The following is a 16633-nucleotide window of genomic DNA, read 5'->3' on the forward strand; positions in this document are numbered from 1 at the left end:
ATGAGTTAAATCGCATAATCGCCTGCCCGGAATCACCGGCCGGTCCGATTTACTCTATCGCCATCTTTACCGCCTCGCCGAGCTTTTGCATCACTTCCTGATGCTTCTCGTTTGGCGGTAACGCGCAGTTGATGCGTACGCAGTTGCGATACTTTCCGGATGCGGAGAACAGCGATCCCGGTGCGACCTGGATTTTCAGGCGACAGAGCTGCTTAGCGACGCAGACCATATCGACCTGGAGCGGCAGCTCGACCCACAGCATAAAGCCGCCTTTTGGTCGGGTGACGCAGATCCCGCAGGGAAAATATTCCCGTACCCAGCAGGTGTAGATCTCCATATTACGCTGATAAATCTGGCGCATACGCCGGATATGCCGATGGTAATGACCTTCGCGCACAAAGGAGGCTGCTGCCAGCTGCGTAGCGGGAACGTTAGTACCAATGACGGCGTACTTCATGTGTAGCAGTTTGTTGTAATAGCGACCGGGAACCACCCAACCCACGCGCAGTCCTGGGGCTACGGATTTGGTAAACGAACTGCAGAGTATTACCCGGCCGTCACTGTCCCAGGAGTGGATCGTACGCGGGCGCGGATACTCTGTGGCCAGTTCGCCATACACATCATCTTCAAAAATGACGATGTCGTGACGCTGGGCGAGGGCGAGCACCGCCCGCTTACGCGCATCCGGCATAATGAACCCGAGAGGGTTGTTGCAGTTGGGAACCAGCAGCACGCCTTTGATCGGCCACTGATCCAGCGCCAGCTCCAGCGCTTCAATGCTGATCCCGGTATCCGGATCGGTTGGGATCTCAATCACCTTGATCCCCAGGCCGCGCAGTAGCTGCATTGTGCCGTAGTAGGTGGGGGATTCAACGGCGACAATGTCTCCTGGCTGACAAACCGCCAGCAGCGCCAGCGACATTCCGCTCTGGCTCCCGTTGGTTATCACAATATCATCGGCGTTGAGGACTGAACCGCTATCCAGCATCAGACGGGCGATCTGCTGGCGTAGATCCTGGCTGCCGGGAAGCTTGTCGTACCCCAGCACTGCCTTCAGGTTATGCTGCACTACGCGGCTGAGTTCGCGCCAGAGCGGTTTCAGGCTCGGTTGACTGACATCTGGCGCGCCGCTGCTGAAGGGGATCACAGATTTATCGCTATGCCCTTTTAGCATATCCAGCACCAGATCCCACTGCGTTATCTCGACCGGACGCTGCACCGGGCGCGACATCGGCGGCACGGGCGGCTGTGCCTTTTGTGGCGCGACAAAATAACCGGAACGCGGCTGCGGGGTGATCAGCTGTCGCTGTTCCAGCATCTGATACGCCTGCTGGACGGTGCTGATACTGACCCCGTGCTCCTGACTCAGGTTACGTACCGAAGGCAGTTTTTCGCCATGGCGATACAACCCCTGCTCAATGCGTTCGGCCAGCAGATTGGCCAGATGTTGATAACGCGTCATGCTGTATCCCTTATGGGTACCATACAGATTAAAAAACCAGTACAGATTGGCGTGAAAAAAGCGATGCAGAACTCTTTTTAACCAATCTGTATGTTAAATAAAAGTACTTTGTGAGTCTGTATTGCTTAGGGCCAAATCCGTGAAGATAAAGCCTCAGACAAGGCGGGGAGGCAAGGTATGGAATTTCATGAGAATAAAGCAAAGCAGCCATTTATTGGGTTTGTTCTGATCTGGCGGGCATATAAGGCGTGGAGGTTACGGGCGCAAACGCGGCGCGTATTGCAACAGATGAGTAATGAGCGGCTGCGGGACGTCGGGCTGCGACGCGATCAGATAGAGTGATTTTCTTCCATCGACAGAGGCTGGAGGGTTATCACCCGGCCTCTTTTGTATTCACATTATTTATCAATTCATGCTTCTGGATAGCCTGTTTCTTGATACTTATCCTGATAAGTATTATTTTCTTCTCAGCGATGAGGGGAAAGTAAGATGACGGAAGATGAACTGTTTGCCCGCCGTCCGATGGGGATGCGCATGGCAATGGTGGTGCGCCAGTGGCGAGCCATTATTGATGCTGCCATCACCGATACTGGCCTGACGCAGTCAAGCTGGACGGTACTGATGCAACTGTATCAACTGGGAGACAACGTCTCGGTCAGTGAACTGGCACAAATGCAGGGCATTGAACTGCCGCCGCTGATGCGCACCCTTTCGCAGCTGGAAAAGCAGGGCTATCTGCTGCGTTCCACATCGCCTTATGACAAACGCATCCGTCTGCTAACGCTGACCGCGCAAGGCCGCTCAAGGCTTGAAGAACTTAACCGGGTGATTGAGACATATCAACATCGCGTCACCTGCACCATTCCCGAAGCGGAGCTTGCCTCATTCAGCGCGACCTTAAATCAACTCGCCTGCAATTTGCGGACAATCCGCGAAGAAGACAATCAACACTAAAAACTATGATGACCCCAGAACAAAAATTTGCCCGTTGGGTAAGGGTGAGTATTGCCGCTTTCCTGGTAATATTCGCCTGGTTTATCGTTGCCGATATCTGGAGCCCGCTGACGCCGGACTCCACGGTGATGCGCGTGGTAACGCCCGTTTCCTCACGCGTATCCGGTTACGTCGCGCTGGTGGCAACGCTAACGATGTATTTCTGGTACACCGGGTGTTTTCAGATTGCCTGCTGCTTCCCCGTTATCTAATTATTCAGAATACGATTTATTTGTTCGAGAAATAAAGATGTATGAATTATAAATATTTTGAATTCTAATAATTGTGACTTTATGAACATATTTAATTTTACAATTAAATATGATAGGCGTAATTATTATATTTTAAAGGATGTAAATCATATGACATGGGAATATAAAGTATCGACAGGTATACTGAGCCATAACGGTAAATTAATTGCTTATTGCTACAGTGGTGCTGGTGAATCAAAGGATAAACCGAACTGTGAACACATACGTAACAAGGGCCCCATTCCACGAGGCGTTTATTTTATTGCTGGATGGAATAATCATAAAAGTCCCGCCGCTATTATCCTCGAACCTATTGCAGGGACAAATACTTTTGGCAGAGATCATTTCGAAATTCATGGTGATAAAAAAGGGCAGCCACCGGGAACGGCATCTGCAGGATGTATAATTATGAATGGACAAGATAAGCGCCAAACCATTTACGATTCGGGTGACACAATTTTGGTGGTAAGATAATGAAATTTATTTTTATCTCCTTTCTATTTATTCTTTCGGGTGCTCCCTGTGCTGCAGTGCATACTGCAGCACAGCTTCTGCAGATGATAAATGAAAAAGGAGCAAATACCGTTGTACACGAACTTTATGATGGCAGTGAGTCAGAATGGTGGAACCATATTATTCCTGAAATTAGCAAAGGTAATAATGACTGGTTAACGGTAGCAAGTGCTCTTGAATCCGGAGTTGATGCTAGTACGGCGGAAGATTTACAGGGGGCGGTCTCTGAAGCCATTCCACATAACCCAGTCGGTGTTCTGGCTATCCTCAACGATAACAGACCATTGCTGAATATTGAGAAGATATGCGCATTTACCTCTTACCCTGAGTCAGAAGAAGAAATGAATAAGCTATTTGTTAATTCCATCAGGGAAATGTATAAGATCAAAACGACAGAAGGGAAGCGGTGTATTGCGGTTATGATCAATAGTGTTGAGAATTCTATTCCATTTAACAAGGATTTATAAATGGTTATCCCCGGGTATATGTCATTAATCGATGATGCTGGCAATATTATCAAAGGTAGTGTAATGGTAAACGACCGTGAAAATCAGATCGAGATTTTAGGCCTGTATCATAATGTGAGCTACAACTCTGATTTGCATAATGGGAGGGTGTTGAATAAACGCCAACATCGTCCATTTTTAATTGAAATGGAAATTGATGCTTCTAGTGTGCTTTTGTACAAATCATTAAGTACCGGAGAAACATTAAGGAAAGTGGTTATTGACCTCTATTGAATAAATTATGCTGGTCAGGAAGAGGTCTATTTTACGATAACCCTGGAAAATGTGAAAGTCGTTACGCTTTTTTCACTGATGCACGATGTTAAAGATCCTTATTACGAAAAACAGACCCATCTTGAACTTGCTCAGCTCCGTTACAAGAAGATTACCTGGCACTATCATGATGGGAATATAGTCCACTATGATGATTGGGATTATCGCTTAGGGTCTTGAGTAAACGGCTCCGGATAAAATGATGTTACCCAGAGCTGTAATGCAATCAATACACGGCGCTTATACTCATGAGCGCCGTCTGGCATCCGGGCGGTACAGGCTTCGCCGAAATCACGTCGATAAACTCCTGCACCTGCTGTTGCTTACGCGCGGACAGCTTGCACACCCGACGCAGCGACTGCAGTAACGCCGGTTCTTCCGGTTCCGGCAGCTTGGCCGTCAGCACAATGCAGCCGGGCATCACTCTGACATCGAATTTGCAGCCGGTGGCGAAACCGGCTGCCTCCAGCCACTGGCCTTTCATAATAATTGCCGGAACATGCGTGTAATCCGGATAACGACTCGCATAAGTCACTATTGATAAGAAATATAAATCAGGCCGGATAAGCCATCCGGCAATAATCAAAACCTTAAGCAGGCAACGCGAAATGCCCCGTCGCCATATCAAACATCAGGCGGGCAAAGCCCTTAGCGCACTGCGGGTTCGATAAATACTGCAGCATAAATTCTTGTCGCGCTTCGTCACTGTCCATCACCGCGTCGTCTACCGCCTTGAAAAAACCGCCTAATATTGCCTGCTCGGGACTGTTATTCCTGATTTGTTTCATCACCGTTTCATTCTCAGTGATTTTATTAAACACGGTCATTGCGCTGCTGAGCATATCTTTATCCGTCAGATGGTCGGTGATAAACAGTTCATTCATTCGCGATAAAATATGCGACAGAAATTCCTCTTTCTTGTCTTTTGGTTTTGCCGTACCCACGTCGTTACTGGGATCAAGTGTATATTTCGCATCATCTTCTTGTAGTTTCAGATGTTGTTCGTGGATCTTTGATAAGCGATAGTGGCTCATCTCCACGTTACTGAGATCAATCTCGTCCTCTTCCAGATGTTGCTCATGCAACAGCGGGCGCAGATGGCGGGCAAACAGGCTTAGTTTCTCCAGATCTTTGTCATCGTACTCGACGATCTGCGACATAAACTCGTAGAAGCGAACAAAACTGCCAAGATCTTTCTTGAAAATCTCCAGACGATCTTTTTCCTGCTTGCAGGCGTTAAAGCTATTTTCCGCATTGGTAATTAATACCGTATCGCTTGTTTTTTTGGTGCGCTCAAACATCTCTTTTGCCATCAGGTAAGCATCGATTGCCAGGGCGTAACGCTTTTTCCAGCGTTCGACCGCCGGTTTGCAAATATTGCTGATTGCCGCGTTGGATTTATTTTTGCTGAAAAATGCTATGCAGAATTGCTCCACTTCATTCCACTGGAAAATCTGCGTGGCACGCAGTTTTTCAAACAAATCGAACACCTGCTGCGGATCGCTGACATCGGTCAGTTCCGCCGTCTGGTAATAAGGCTGGAACGCGCTGAGGATCTCGTCCGGCTCGTTATAAAAATCGAGCACGAAGGTGCCCGACTCCGCTTTGCCCGGATAGGTGCGGTTCAGGCGTGACAGCGTCTGTACACACTCAACGCCGCCGAGGGCTTTATCGACATACATGGCGCACAGCTTAGGCTGGTCAAAACCGGTCTGAAACTTATTGGCAACCAGCATGACCTGATAATCGTCGCTGTCGAAGGCTTTGCGCATGTCCCGGCCTTTCAGACCAGGGTTCATATTCATCTCGGTAAATTTCTGATTTAACAGCGCGAGGCTATTCTGGTCGCCTTCCTGGAATTCCACCTCCCCAGAAAATGCCACCATCGCGCTGATTTTCGGGTAATTGTTCTCGCTAATATATTTATCAAAGGCCAGCTTGTAGCGAACGGCGGCTTTACGCGAGCTGGTAACTACCATCGCTTTCGCCTGACCGCCAAGCAGGTGCATAACGTGTTTGCGAAAGTGCTCGACGATCACCTTCACCTTCTGCGAGACGTTGTAATCGTGCAGCGTGACCCACTGACTCAGCCTGACCTTGGCCCGATTGCTGTCGACTTCGCGGTCTTTATCTTCCAGCTTTTGCAGCAGCTGATACGCCACTTTGTAGTTGGTATAGTTTTTCAGCACGTCCAGGATAAAGCCTTCTTCGATCGCCTGGCGCATGGAGTAGACGTGGAAGGCAGCCGGTTTATTGGTTTTTGACGCAGGTTGTTCCGGATGCGGGCGGCGGCCAAACAGTTCGAGGGTTTTGGCCTTCGGCGTGGCGGTAAAGGCGTAGTAGTTCAGATTACTGCTGCCCTGACGCGCGGCGATGGTGACATCCAGAATATCTTCTGACGACAGCACCACGTCGTCATCCATCTCTTCGGTCATCAGCACTTCTTTTAGCTGACGGGCGGTGGTACCGCTCTGTGAGGAGTGCGCTTCATCGGCAATAACCGCGTATTTACGCTGTTTCAGGCTGACGCTGTTTTCGATGGCTTTCAGGACGAACGGGAAGGTCTGGATGGTGACGATAATAATCGGCTGCGAGTTTTCCAGCGCGCTGGCCAGCTTTTCCGATTTAGAACCATCACCTTCTTTATTATTGATGCGTCCGACCACGCCGTCAGCGTGTTCGAATTGCCAGATGGTGTCCTGAAGCTGGTCGTCCAGTACCGTGCGGTCCGTCACTACGATCACGGAGTGGAACTGTTTTTCTCCGTTCACGTCGTACAGACGGGAAAGCTGATGGGCGGTCCAGGCAATGGAATTCGATTTACCGGAGCCGGCGCTATGCTGTATCAGGTATTTGTAGCCGGTTCCTTCCAGCGTTGCGGCTTCCAGCAGCTTGTTGACCACGTCCCACTGGTGATAGCGCGGGAAAATCAGGCTCTCTTTCTTCGATTTCAGCCCGTTCCAGTCCTCTTTTTCTTCAATCTGCAAATGCACGAAGCTGGCGAGGATTTTTAATAAGTTATCCGGCAGCAGGACTTCATTCCACAGGTAGTCCGTGGCATAGCGGGTGGTATCTTCGGGAATATTGTTGCCCGCACCGCCCTCTTTGGTGCCTTTGTTAAAGGGCAGGAAGAAGGTGCTGTCCCCCGCGAGCCGGGTGGTCATAAAGACGTCGTACTGGCTGACCGCGAAATGGACCAGCGCCCCGCGCTTAAAGGTCAGCAGCGGTTCGGGTTTGTTGGTGGCCGGATCTTTCGCCAGACGGGTCTTTTTGTACTGCACAATCGCGCTATGCACCGTCTGTTTAAATTCGGATTTCAGCTCCAGCGTGGCGACCGGCAGGCCGTTGATAAACAGCACCAGATCGATGCGCCACTTTTTGGCTTTCAGGCCGGTTTCCGCAAAGGCGCAGTTGGAGGCATAGGGGCTATACACCAGCTCCGGTACGATGCGGCAGAGATTCTGCCGATAGCACGCCAGGGTTTCCGGGTTCAGATTGTGCTCGGGTTTAAACTGGCACAGGGAAAAACGGGCGTTGCGGATTTTCAGGCCGTGGCGCAATACGCCCAGCGTGCCCCAGCTGCGCGACTGGATATCCGTAGCGTTACTGTCGGCTTTTTTAAGCTGCGTAACCAGTGCGTCGAGGAAATGGCGCCCGGTATCGTTGGGATAGACGCGGACGAATTTCTCCCACTCCTGCGGTTGGGTGGATTGCACAAATTGTAATGTGTCCTGCACATAGAGCGCCCGTTCGCGATCGTAGCCGTCACCTTTGCCGATAATCCAGCCTTTTGCCACCATCTGCGCGATGATATCGTTTTGAAGATTGACCTCTTTGGCTATGTCGTTGCTCATGCAAAGGCCTCCGCGGGTGATTCTGCTTTGGCTTGTTCGCCCGGCGCAACCCAGTTGCGCACGTCGATTTTTCCGGTGACGGCGGCGGAGATCAGAGCGGTACGGCGTTCCTGGAGGAGTTGAATAATTTGTTGCTGTTTCTCCAGAAGATTATCAATTTTTGTGGTTTCTTGATCGAGAAAAACCGCTATTTTTTTCTGTTCGTTTGTCGGTGGCAGTAGCAGTGGCAATCTCCTGAAATCCTCAAATTTCATGGACTGTCTCAGACCCCCGCCCATACCATAAAAAACCTTAGTTGTATCGTATGAATGAAGTAACTGATATAAAAAATCGGGGGATATTCTACTCTTTGATTTCAGTTTTAAATATGCTGATGTAATAATCCCTTTTTGTTTAACTAAACCTACGCGTAAACTATTTTTATCGTTTTGTAGATCAGTTAATCTTAAAATAATATCTCTGCATTCAACAATTTGATAAGTATTGAAGGATTCTGGAAGTAGCCCATAGTTTGTATCCACATTTCTGGGAATAATTTTCCCATAACTTAATGAAAGTACGTTACTCTCTATACCATCGTAATTTTTTTTCATCGATGCTTCGCATACAGAAAATGTAGGCATTACTTCCCAGTGGGAGGGGATAGAGTCGACCCACTCAACACCAGAATCTTTCATCGGCACATTTGGATTTAGCCCTTTGGTCACCACATGGCTAATTTCTGTCTGACGCTTTAGCAGTTGCATAATCTCGATGCTGATCGCATCCAGATCCGCATCAATCTCCTCCAGCGGGCGCGGCGGCTGATAAATATAAAAATGACGGTTAAACGGAATTTCATAACCGATAATTCCGATATCGCCGTCTTTCGCATCACGCTTATCGGCGTTGATCCACGCATCCGCCACGTGCGGCAAGACTTCCGCTTTGAAGTAGCTCTCGATTAGCTCGCTGCTGGAAATAGCCGGATTCAGCGGCACATTCTCGTTATCGCGCAGGTCGCCATCCTGCTCAAACTCAACAACTTTTCCTTGGTAATCAAACGCGCCGTACAGCGGCTGAGCGGCCTCTTTCAGCACCTTTTTCACCACCGGTTCGGCATTCGGATTTTTGCGGGTGATGGCGTCGATAAGCTGCTTGTTCTCTTTGGCATCCAGCTTCACGCCTGCGGTGTTGAGCGCGCCCTTCAGCGTCAGCTGGAACTGGTTAAAGTCGTTGCTGATGACCTCTTTTCCCCCCGCCTGAGCGCCTACCGCTGCCTGAATACGCCGCGCTTTTTCCATTAACTCTCGCTGGAATTGCCACAGTTTGCTGTCGAACAGGTCTTTGATTTGCTTCTCTTTCAGCTCGGCAAACTCGGCTTTGATAATGGCGCGGGCTTCGGTTGCCAGTGTGGTGAAATCACCATAATTCTCATCCCGCCACTGCGAGGCAAATACTTCGTACAGGCGTTCCATCGGCGCATTAAACGGCTTCGGCGCGAAGCGCAAAGTGGCAATGGCCTCATCGGAAATCTGTGCCGACAGGCGTAGCGGACGCTCAATGGTTAACCGGCGGTAGCCAAAATCGGTGTTGTTGAAGATTTTGCTGGCGAAAGTTTTTGGCGCTTCGCTTTTCGCGGTAGCAGACTGGCGACCGCGGCTGGATTTTTGCTCTGGTGCTTTTTCCAGACCCAATACGTCCAGCGTGGTCGCACTAACTGACTCAATATCCCCGAAGGTGCGGGTAATCAGCCGGATATCCTCATCGCCCATTTGATGACGTTTCGACCCCAGCGATTTGCGCATCTTGTCGCACAGGTTGCTGCCGTCAATCAATTGAACCTTGCCCTTACGTTCTGCGATCTTTTTGTTGGATAAAATCCATATATAGGTGGCGATGCCGGTGTTGTAGAACATGTCCGTTGGCAGGGCGATAATCCCTTCCAGCAGGTCGGCTTCAAGGATGTAGCGTCGGATCTCGCTCTCACCGCTGCCTGCGCCGCCGGTAAACAGCGGCGAGCCGTTGAGGATAATGCCGATGCGTCCACCGCCGTTTTGCGCATCGCGCATTTTGCCGATCAGGTGCAGCAGGAACAGCAGTGAACCGTCGGAAACGCGCGGCAGGCCGGGGCCGAAACGACCGCTAAAGCCTTTCTGTAGATGCTCGTCGTTGATCTCCCCTTCAATCTTTTTCCAGTCCACGCCGAACGGCGGATTAGAAAGCATGTAATCAAACCGATCGGCCGGAAGCTGATCGTTAGAGAGGGTGTTGCCGAGCTTAATGCGGCTGACATCCTGACCTTTGATCAGCATATCGGCTTTACAGATGGCGTAAGACTCCGGGTTTAACTCCTGTCCGAAAGCACGCATGACCGCATTCGGGTTTAGTTCGTGCAAGTATTCCATACCCGATGAGAGAAACCCGCCAGTACCGGCGGTCGGGTCGTAAATCGTGCGGATAATACCGTCTTTGGTTAACGCATCATCGTCTTCCATAAACACCAGTGAGGTGGTCAGGCGCACGATATCGCGGGGGGTAAAGTGTTCTCCCGCTGTCTCATTTGAGCTTTCAGCAAAGCGACGGATCAACTCTTCAAACACAAAGCCCATTTCATGGTTGGAAATCGCTTCAGGGCTCAGATCGGTGGCCGCGAATTTTTGTACCACTTTATACAGTAGATTCGCGTCTTCCAGTTGCCCAACAAACTCGCTGAACTTGAAGTGATCGAAGATCTCGCGGGCATCCGTGGAGAACGATTGAACATATTTCTCCAGGTTGGCCTTGATACCGTTTTGCCCCATTTTGCTGAGGTCCATCGGTGAGGTGTTGAAGAATGTCAGATTGTCCGCCGCTCGCAGGATCATTTTCTCTTGTGCTTCTTCCGGCAGGTTCATTGACTGGATTTTTTCGACCTGAGCAAGCACGGATGGTTTGCTGCTTTCGAGTACGCACTCCAGGCGGCGCAGAAGAGTGAAAGGGAGAATGATGCGGCCATATTGTGACTGTTTGAAATCGCCGCGCAGCAGGTCTGCTACCGACCAGAGAAAGGCGGCCGTCTGGGAAAAACTTCCTGATGTCATAAATACAATCCTGGCCTCTGCTGTGAGGCTTTTTTTCAATGGTTAGATAGTCTCCTTTTTACCAGAAATTCGTAAGTTGATCATTTATAAAGGTTTTTTATAATTTTCGGTGATTTTTGGGCATTAATGATCATCCTAATGAATGTTTTATGAGGGGGGAGAAAAAATAGCGTTCTCCGTCGGTAAGAGTGCGACAAACGGTTGGGAATATATGCCGGATGGCGGCTGCACCTTGTCCGGCCTGTGGGCGTAGGTTTTGAGACATGGTGGGGAATTGTAGGCCCGAAAGCTGCGCGCCATCGGGCAATCCAGAATGAGGGTTACTTCTTCAACCCCGCAAACGCGGCTCGAATCTCGTCTTCCGGCAGGTTAATGCCGATAAACACCAGCAGGCTGTGCGGTTGTTCGTCGCCCCACGGGCGATCCCAGTCGGCGCTGTACAGACGCTGAACGCCCTGGAACAGCAGGCGGTTTGGCTCGTCTTCAATCCACAGCATGCCTTTGTAGCGCAGCAGCTTCTCGGCGGATTCCAGCAGCAGATTTTCCATTACCCGCGACACGTCACTGATGTTTACCGGGTAATCCAGCTCGACGACGATCGAGGAGATATCGTTTTGCTTGTCGGCGATAAAGTGGAAGCGTGGTTTGGCGCTGACCACGTTCTCCTCGAGCATGAAACCGTTGGTATCGAACAGCAAGGAGAGGTCGATATCACCATGCGTGACGGTATACACCGGGGCGCGGGCGTTGATGCGCGCCAGGCGCTCACGCAGTTTCTCGCTTTCACCCGCCACGTCGGTTTTGGTCAGCAGGATGCGGTCAGCGTAGCCCACCTGCGACTGGGCGATGGTGAACTGGTTCATCTGCTCGTCGGCATGTACCGCGTCAACCAGCGCAATCACACCGTCCAACAGGTAGCGTTCGCAAATCACTTCATGGGAGAAAAAGGTCTGGATAATCGGGCCGGGGTCGGCCATGCCGGTGCACTCGATCACCAAACGGTCGAAATGGATGGCGCCTTTGTCGAGGTTGTCGAGCAGATCTAACAGTGCGTCTTCCAGCTCACTGGAGCGGGTACAGCAAATGCAGCCGTTGGTCAGGGTTTTGATCTGCGTGGCGCGGTCGCCAATCAGCTGATCGTCCACCGAGACTTCGCCGAATTCGTTTTCGATAACGGCAATCTTATAGCCGTGCTGCTCGTTGAGAATATGGCGCAGCAGGGTGGTTTTACCCGCGCCAAGAAAACCGGTGAGTAGGGTAACTGCAATCGGGGTCATTCATTTCTCCTTCTAACAGCAACTGCTTCCGCCGCTACCGTAGCGGGCTTCCTGGCGCTCGCGGAAGAATTCTTCGTAGGTCATGTACGGCTTATCGGGATGGTTGGTCTTCATGTGCTCGACGTAGTTGTCGTAGTCCGGAATGCCAATCAGCATCTTTGCCGCCTGACCGAGGTATTTTTTTGCCTGACCTAAAGTACCAAACATAAACAATCCTGATAAGCGAAAAGCCCCGCCGAAGCGGGGCTGAATACGGTTAGTGATGTGAAGAGGTCTTCACGCCGCCTTCCGGCACCGGTACATACGGCGTCTCTTTATCAGAGCGACCGTTGATGGCGCGGGCTTTCTGCCAGGTACGGAACCCGTAGAAAATGATGCTGTACACCACCACCAGGAACAGAATACTCAGGCCTGCGTTGGTGTAGTTGTTGACGACGATGTGGTTCATGTTGGCAATCTGCTGAGCGGTCAGTTCGCCGCCGTTAGCAATCTTCTCTTTGTACTGATTCGCCATGAAGAAGAAGCCTTCCATCTGCGGGTTGGTGCTGAACAGTTTCAGACCCAGCGCCCAGGTGGTGCAGATAAGCAGCCATACAGCCGGAACAACGGTAACCCAGATGTATTTGGTGCGCTGCATTTTAACCAGTACCACGGTGCCCAGAACCAGTGCCACGGCAGCCAGCATCTGGTTAGAGATACCGAACAGCGGCCACAGGCTCTTAACGCCGCCCAGCGGGTCAACAACGCCTTGATACAGCAGGTAACCCCACAGGCCTACGCAGCCCGCAGTACCGATGATACCCGCAACCAGAGAGTCGGTTTTCTTCAGGAACGGAACGAAGTTCCCCAGTAAATCCTGCAGCATAAAGCGGCCAGAACGGGTACCGGCATCCAGTGCGGTCAGGATGAACAGTGCTTCAAACAGAATACCGAAGTGGTACCAGAAGCCCATATCAGCCATTGGCAGCACTTTGTGGAACACGTGAGCGATACCAACGGCCAGCGTCGGTGCGCCACCTGCGCGGTTCAGAACGGACGGTTCACCGATGTCTTTCGCGGTCTGCAGGATCTGCTCAGGCGAAATGACGAAGCCCCAGGAACTGACGGTCGCCGCCGCATGTGCGGTTACGTCTTTCAGCTGCGCCATAATCAGCGGGGCGTTCTCGCCGCTCATTTCATGCAGGTTCGGCATGGTGATGCCAAGGCCCGCAGGCGGGGTGTTCATTGCGAAGTACAGACCCGGTTCGATGATAGATGCAGCAACCAGCGCCATAATCGCCACGAAGGATTCCATCAGCATGGCGCCGTAACCGATAAAGCGCGCGTCGGTTTCACAGGCCAGCAGCTTCGGTGTGGTACCAGAAGCGATCAGCGCGTGGAAGCCAGAGACCGCACCACACGCGATGGTGATGAACAGGAACGGGAACAGAGCGCCTTTCCACAGCGGACCAGTACCATCAACGTACTGAGTCATCGCCGGCATTTTCAGTTCCGGGTTGAGGATAACAATCCCCACCGCCAGACCGACGATAACGCCGATTTTCAGGAAGGTAGCCAGATAGTCGCGCGGCGCGAGGATCAGCCATACCGGCAGCAGCGCAGAGATAAACGCGTAGCCGATCAGGGTAAAGGTAATGGTGGTGTCTTTAAAGGTCAGCGCCGGGCCCCAGTACGGGTCGTGAGCAATCACGCCGCCGAAGTAGATAGACGCAACCAGCAGCACAATACCAATCACCGACACTTCGCCCACACGACCCGGTCGCAGGAATCGCATGTAGATCCCCATGAATAGCGCGATAGGTACGGTTGAGCAGACGGTGAACACACCCCACGGGCTTTCAGCCAGCGCTTTCACCACGATCAGCGCCAGTACCGCGAGGATGATGATCATGATTAAGAAGCAGCCAAACAGCGCTATGGTTCCCGGGATCGGGCCCATCTCTTCTTTGATCATCTCACCCAGAGATGCGCCGTTACGGCGTGAAGAGATAAACAGCACCATGAAGTCCTGCACCGCACCGGCCAGCACGACACCCGCCAGCAGCCACAGCGTACCGGGCAGATAGCCCATCTGCGCGGCCAGTACCGGCCCAACCAGCGGACCCGCACCTGCGATAGCGGCAAAGTGGTGGCCAAACAATACGTTACGGTTGGTTGGAACGTAGTTCAGACCGTCATTGTTGATGACCGCCGGCGTGGCACGCGTCGGGTCAAGTTTCATCACCTTTTGGGCGATGTACAGACTGTAGTAACGATAGGCCACCAGATAAACAGAAACTGAGGCGACCACGATCCACAGGGCACTGATGTGCTCACCCCGACGTAATGCCACTACCGAGAGGCAGAATGCACCGATGATTCCGAGAATCACCCAGGGTATGTGCTTGAATATCTTTTTCGTATCCATAGTAAAACCTGGTATCTAATTAATAATTGGCCGAAGCCGCGTGGGTTTGATCTTGTGTTTGAGGAGGTAAATTGACTGCTATGTTGGGGGGATCTTGCCAGAGAAATACGCGCGTAAAGTAAGGTAAATAAGTGAGCGGTTATATGTCAGCTTAAGCGGTCCCAAGTGTCAGTGAGCGGTAAGCAATGGGGGAGAGTGGGGGAATTTATGTGATTGAGATCACTAATAAACTCGCTTAGCGCTTTGGCAGACGGCGTGGATCGACGAATCATCGATGCTGAGATCGATTCAACTAGCACAAATTTCATAAAGTTTTCCCTTTCCAGGCCGAAAATTCTGACATCTGTCTAGCGGAAAGAGAAAACATGTTAAAACGAATGAAGATTGTTACCAGCTTACTGCTGGTATTGGCGCTATTTGGCCTTTTACAGCTCGCCTCCGGCGGCTTGTTTTTTAACTCACTTAAGAATGACAAAGAGAACTTTACCGTTCTGCAAACCATTCGCCAGCAACAGTCTGCGCTGAACGCCACCTGGGTTGAGCTGCTGCAAACGCGTAATACCCTGAACCGGGCGGGTATTCGCTACATGATGGATCAGAGCAATATCGGCAGCGGTGCGACCGTTGCTGAGCTGATGCAGGTAGCCAGCACGGCGCTGAAACTGACGGAAAAAAACTGGGCGATTTACGAGTCGCTCCCGCGCGATCCGCGTCAAAGTGAAGCCGCTTTCCAGGAGATCAACCGCACCTATGACATCTATCACGGCGCGCTGGCGGAGCTGATCCAGTTACTGGGTGACGGGAAGATCAATGCGTTCTTTGATCAACCCACGCAGAGCTATCAGGATGGTTTTGAGAAGACATACATCAACTACATGCAGCAGAACGATCACCTGTATGACATTGCGGTAGCAGATAACAACAGCTCTTACAGCCAGGCGATGTGGGTACTGGTCTGTGTGCTGATTACCGTACTGGCGGCAATTATTGCGGTCTGGTTCGGCATCAAACTGACTCTTATCTCCCCAATGAACCGTCTGATCGACAGCATTCGTCATATCGCCAGCGGCGACCTGGTGAAGCGTATTGAGGTGGAAGGTTCCAACGAGATTGGCCAACTGGCGGAAAGCCTGCGTCATATGCAGGGTGAGCTGATGAACACCGTGGGTGATGTGCGTAACGGTGCCAACGCGATTTACAGCGGGGCCAGCGAGATTGCGATGGGCAACAACGATCTCTCCTCGCGTACCGAGCAGCAGGCTGCATCTCTGGAAGAAACCGCAGCCAGCATGGAACAGCTGACGGCGACCGTGAAGCAGAACGCCGAAAACGCGCGTCAGGCTAGCCATCTGGCCCTGAGCGCTTCTGAAACCGCGCAGAAAGGCGGCAAAGTGGTGGATAACGTGGTGCAAACCATGCGCGACATCGCTTCCAGTTCGCAGAAAATCGCCGACATTATCAGCGTCATCGACGGCATTGCCTTCCAGACCAACATTCTGGCGCTCAACGCCGCGGTAGAAGCTGCGCGTGCGGGCGAGCAGGGCCGTGGTTTTGCGGTGGTTGCGGGTGAAGTTCGTAACCTGGCCCAGCGTAGTGCGCAGGCCGCGCGCGAGATCAAGAGCCTGATTGAAGACTCGGTCAGCCGTGTGGATGTGGGTTCAACGCTGGTAGAAAGCGCTGGTGAAACCATGGATGAGATCGTCAATGCGGTAACCCGCGTGACCGATATCATGGGTGAAATCGCCTCTGCTTCTGATGAACAGAGCCGCGGTATCGACCAGGTCGGTCTGGCCGTTGCTGAGATGGATCGTGTGACGCAGCAGAACGCCTCGCTGGTGGAAGAATCCGCCGCCGCCGCTGCGGCGCTGGAAGAGCAGGCCAGCCGTCTGACCCAGGCCGTTGCCGTGTTCCGTATTCAGCATGACCAACAGCGCGCGCGTGACGTTGCTGCTGCTAAACCAGTTTCAACGGTCCAGCCGCGTAAAGCTGCGGTAACGGATGCCGGGGATAACTGGGAAACGTTCTAAGTTGGTAA

The 16633-nt window shown here is 51.6% G+C and carries 11 protein-coding genes and 4 pseudogenes; 7 read left to right on the plus strand and 8 right to left on the minus strand.

Annotated features, from left to right (window positions below; translation table 11 throughout):
* Nucleotides 1–49 precede the first annotated feature (49 nt).
* Entirely contained in the window at nucleotides 50–1462 is a 1413-nt protein-coding gene (locus tag ABIE10_RS14170; protein ID WP_172860613.1) for a PLP-dependent aminotransferase family protein, read from the minus strand.
* A 177-nt stretch (nucleotides 1463–1639) separates the two neighbouring features.
* Between ABIE10_RS14170 and ABIE10_RS14175 the strand changes: the two genes are divergently transcribed.
* The 6 genes and pseudogenes from ABIE10_RS14175 (at nucleotide 1640) to tssD (ending at nucleotide 4178) form a co-directional block, all read left to right on the plus strand.
* A complete protein-coding gene (locus tag ABIE10_RS14175; protein ID WP_064484482.1) occupies nucleotides 1640–1804 on the plus strand; it encodes a DUF1127 domain-containing protein in 165 nt (54 codons plus the stop codon).
* Nucleotides 1805–1951: 147 nt separating this feature from the next.
* Complete coding sequence (locus ABIE10_RS14180; RefSeq protein WP_049041985.1) at nucleotides 1952–2416, plus strand: MarR family winged helix-turn-helix transcriptional regulator; 465 nt, start codon at nucleotides 1952–1954, stop codon at nucleotides 2414–2416.
* Between the two features lie 5 nt (nucleotides 2417–2421).
* Nucleotides 2422–2598, plus strand: a pseudogene (locus ABIE10_RS14185) (hypothetical protein); the annotation flags it as partial.
* Between the two features lie 219 nt (nucleotides 2599–2817).
* The gene (locus tag ABIE10_RS14190) at nucleotides 2818–3180 is read left to right on the plus strand and encodes a tlde1 domain-containing protein (protein WP_016151573.1); all 363 of its coding nucleotides are present in this window, start codon (nucleotides 2818–2820) and stop codon (nucleotides 3178–3180) included.
* A complete protein-coding gene (locus tag ABIE10_RS14195; protein WP_429156093.1) occupies nucleotides 3180–3686 on the plus strand; it encodes a hypothetical protein in 507 nt (168 codons plus the stop codon). Before ABIE10_RS14190 ends, ABIE10_RS14195 begins: the two co-directional genes overlap by 1 nt.
* Nucleotides 3687–4178: pseudogene (gene tssD / locus ABIE10_RS14200) on the plus strand (type VI secretion system tube protein TssD).
* Nucleotides 4179–4224: 46 nt separating this feature from the next.
* Here the strand turns inward: tssD and symE are convergent.
* The 7 genes and pseudogenes from symE to btsT all read right to left on the minus strand — a co-directional run.
* Nucleotides 4225–4533, minus strand: a pseudogene (gene symE, locus ABIE10_RS14205) (endoribonuclease SymE); the annotation flags it as partial.
* Between the two features lie 55 nt (nucleotides 4534–4588).
* Nucleotides 4589–7852: a type I restriction endonuclease subunit R gene (locus ABIE10_RS14210; protein ID WP_429156095.1), complete on the minus strand. Its 3264-nt coding sequence runs from the start codon at nucleotides 7850–7852 to the stop codon at nucleotides 4589–4591.
* The gene (locus ABIE10_RS14215) at nucleotides 7849–8598 is read right to left on the minus strand and encodes a restriction endonuclease subunit S (RefSeq protein ID WP_429156249.1); all 750 of its coding nucleotides are present in this window, start codon (nucleotides 8596–8598) and stop codon (nucleotides 7849–7851) included. The genes ABIE10_RS14210 and ABIE10_RS14215 overlap by 4 nt, the downstream gene beginning before the upstream one ends.
* Nucleotides 8584–10914, minus strand: a pseudogene (locus ABIE10_RS14220) (type I restriction-modification system subunit M); the annotation flags it as partial. The gene ABIE10_RS14215 and the pseudogene ABIE10_RS14220, both read right to left, overlap by 15 nt.
* A gap of 320 nt (nucleotides 10915–11234) precedes the next feature.
* Nucleotides 11235–12191: a GTPase gene (gene yjiA, locus ABIE10_RS14225; protein ID WP_103766865.1), complete on the minus strand. Its 957-nt coding sequence runs from the start codon at nucleotides 12189–12191 to the stop codon at nucleotides 11235–11237.
* Between the two features lie 12 nt (nucleotides 12192–12203).
* The gene (locus ABIE10_RS14230) at nucleotides 12204–12398 is read right to left on the minus strand and encodes a YbdD/YjiX family protein (protein WP_003830038.1); all 195 of its coding nucleotides are present in this window, start codon (nucleotides 12396–12398) and stop codon (nucleotides 12204–12206) included.
* A gap of 49 nt (nucleotides 12399–12447) precedes the next feature.
* Nucleotides 12448–14598 carry a pyruvate/proton symporter BtsT gene (gene btsT / locus ABIE10_RS14235; RefSeq protein WP_003830033.1) on the minus strand — a complete coding sequence of 717 codons (2151 nt, stop codon included), beginning with the start codon at nucleotides 14596–14598 and terminating at the stop codon, nucleotides 12448–12450.
* Between the two features lie 365 nt (nucleotides 14599–14963).
* Between btsT and tsr the strand changes: the two genes are divergently transcribed.
* A complete protein-coding gene (gene tsr, locus ABIE10_RS14240) occupies nucleotides 14964–16625 on the plus strand; it encodes a methyl-accepting chemotaxis protein (protein WP_016151579.1) in 1662 nt (553 codons plus the stop codon).
* Nucleotides 16626–16633: the final 8 nt, after the last annotated feature.

Origin of the sequence: Citrobacter sp. 506, assembly GCF_050434985.1 — a bacterium.
Taxonomy (GTDB): domain Bacteria; phylum Pseudomonadota; class Gammaproteobacteria; order Enterobacterales; family Enterobacteriaceae; genus Citrobacter; species Citrobacter braakii.

Coding starts and splice junctions, on each gene's coding strand:
- ABIE10_RS14170 (WP_172860613.1), bottom strand. CDS start 1,462: ATGACGCGTTATCAACATCTGGCCAATCTGCTGGCCGAACGCATTGAG.
- ABIE10_RS14175 (WP_064484482.1), top strand. CDS start 1,640: ATGGAATTTCATGAGAATAAAGCAAAGCAGCCATTTATTGGGTTTGTT.
- ABIE10_RS14180 (WP_049041985.1), top strand. CDS start 1,952: ATGACGGAAGATGAACTGTTTGCCCGCCGTCCGATGGGGATGCGCATG.
- ABIE10_RS14190 (WP_016151573.1), top strand. CDS start 2,818: ATGACATGGGAATATAAAGTATCGACAGGTATACTGAGCCATAACGGT.
- ABIE10_RS14195 (WP_429156093.1), top strand. CDS start 3,180: ATGAAATTTATTTTTATCTCCTTTCTATTTATTCTTTCGGGTGCTCCC.
- ABIE10_RS14210 (WP_429156095.1), bottom strand. CDS start 7,852: ATGAGCAACGACATAGCCAAAGAGGTCAATCTTCAAAACGATATCATC.
- ABIE10_RS14215 (WP_429156249.1), bottom strand. CDS start 8,598: ATGCAACTGCTAAAGCGTCAGACAGAAATTAGCCATGTGGTGACCAAA.
- yjiA (WP_103766865.1), bottom strand. CDS start 12,191: ATGACCCCGATTGCAGTTACCCTACTCACCGGTTTTCTTGGCGCGGGT.
- ABIE10_RS14230 (WP_003830038.1), bottom strand. CDS start 12,398: ATGTTTGGTACTTTAGGTCAGGCAAAAAAATACCTCGGTCAGGCGGCA.
- btsT (WP_003830033.1), bottom strand. CDS start 14,598: ATGGATACGAAAAAGATATTCAAGCACATACCCTGGGTGATTCTCGGA.
- tsr (WP_016151579.1), top strand. CDS start 14,964: ATGTTAAAACGAATGAAGATTGTTACCAGCTTACTGCTGGTATTGGCG.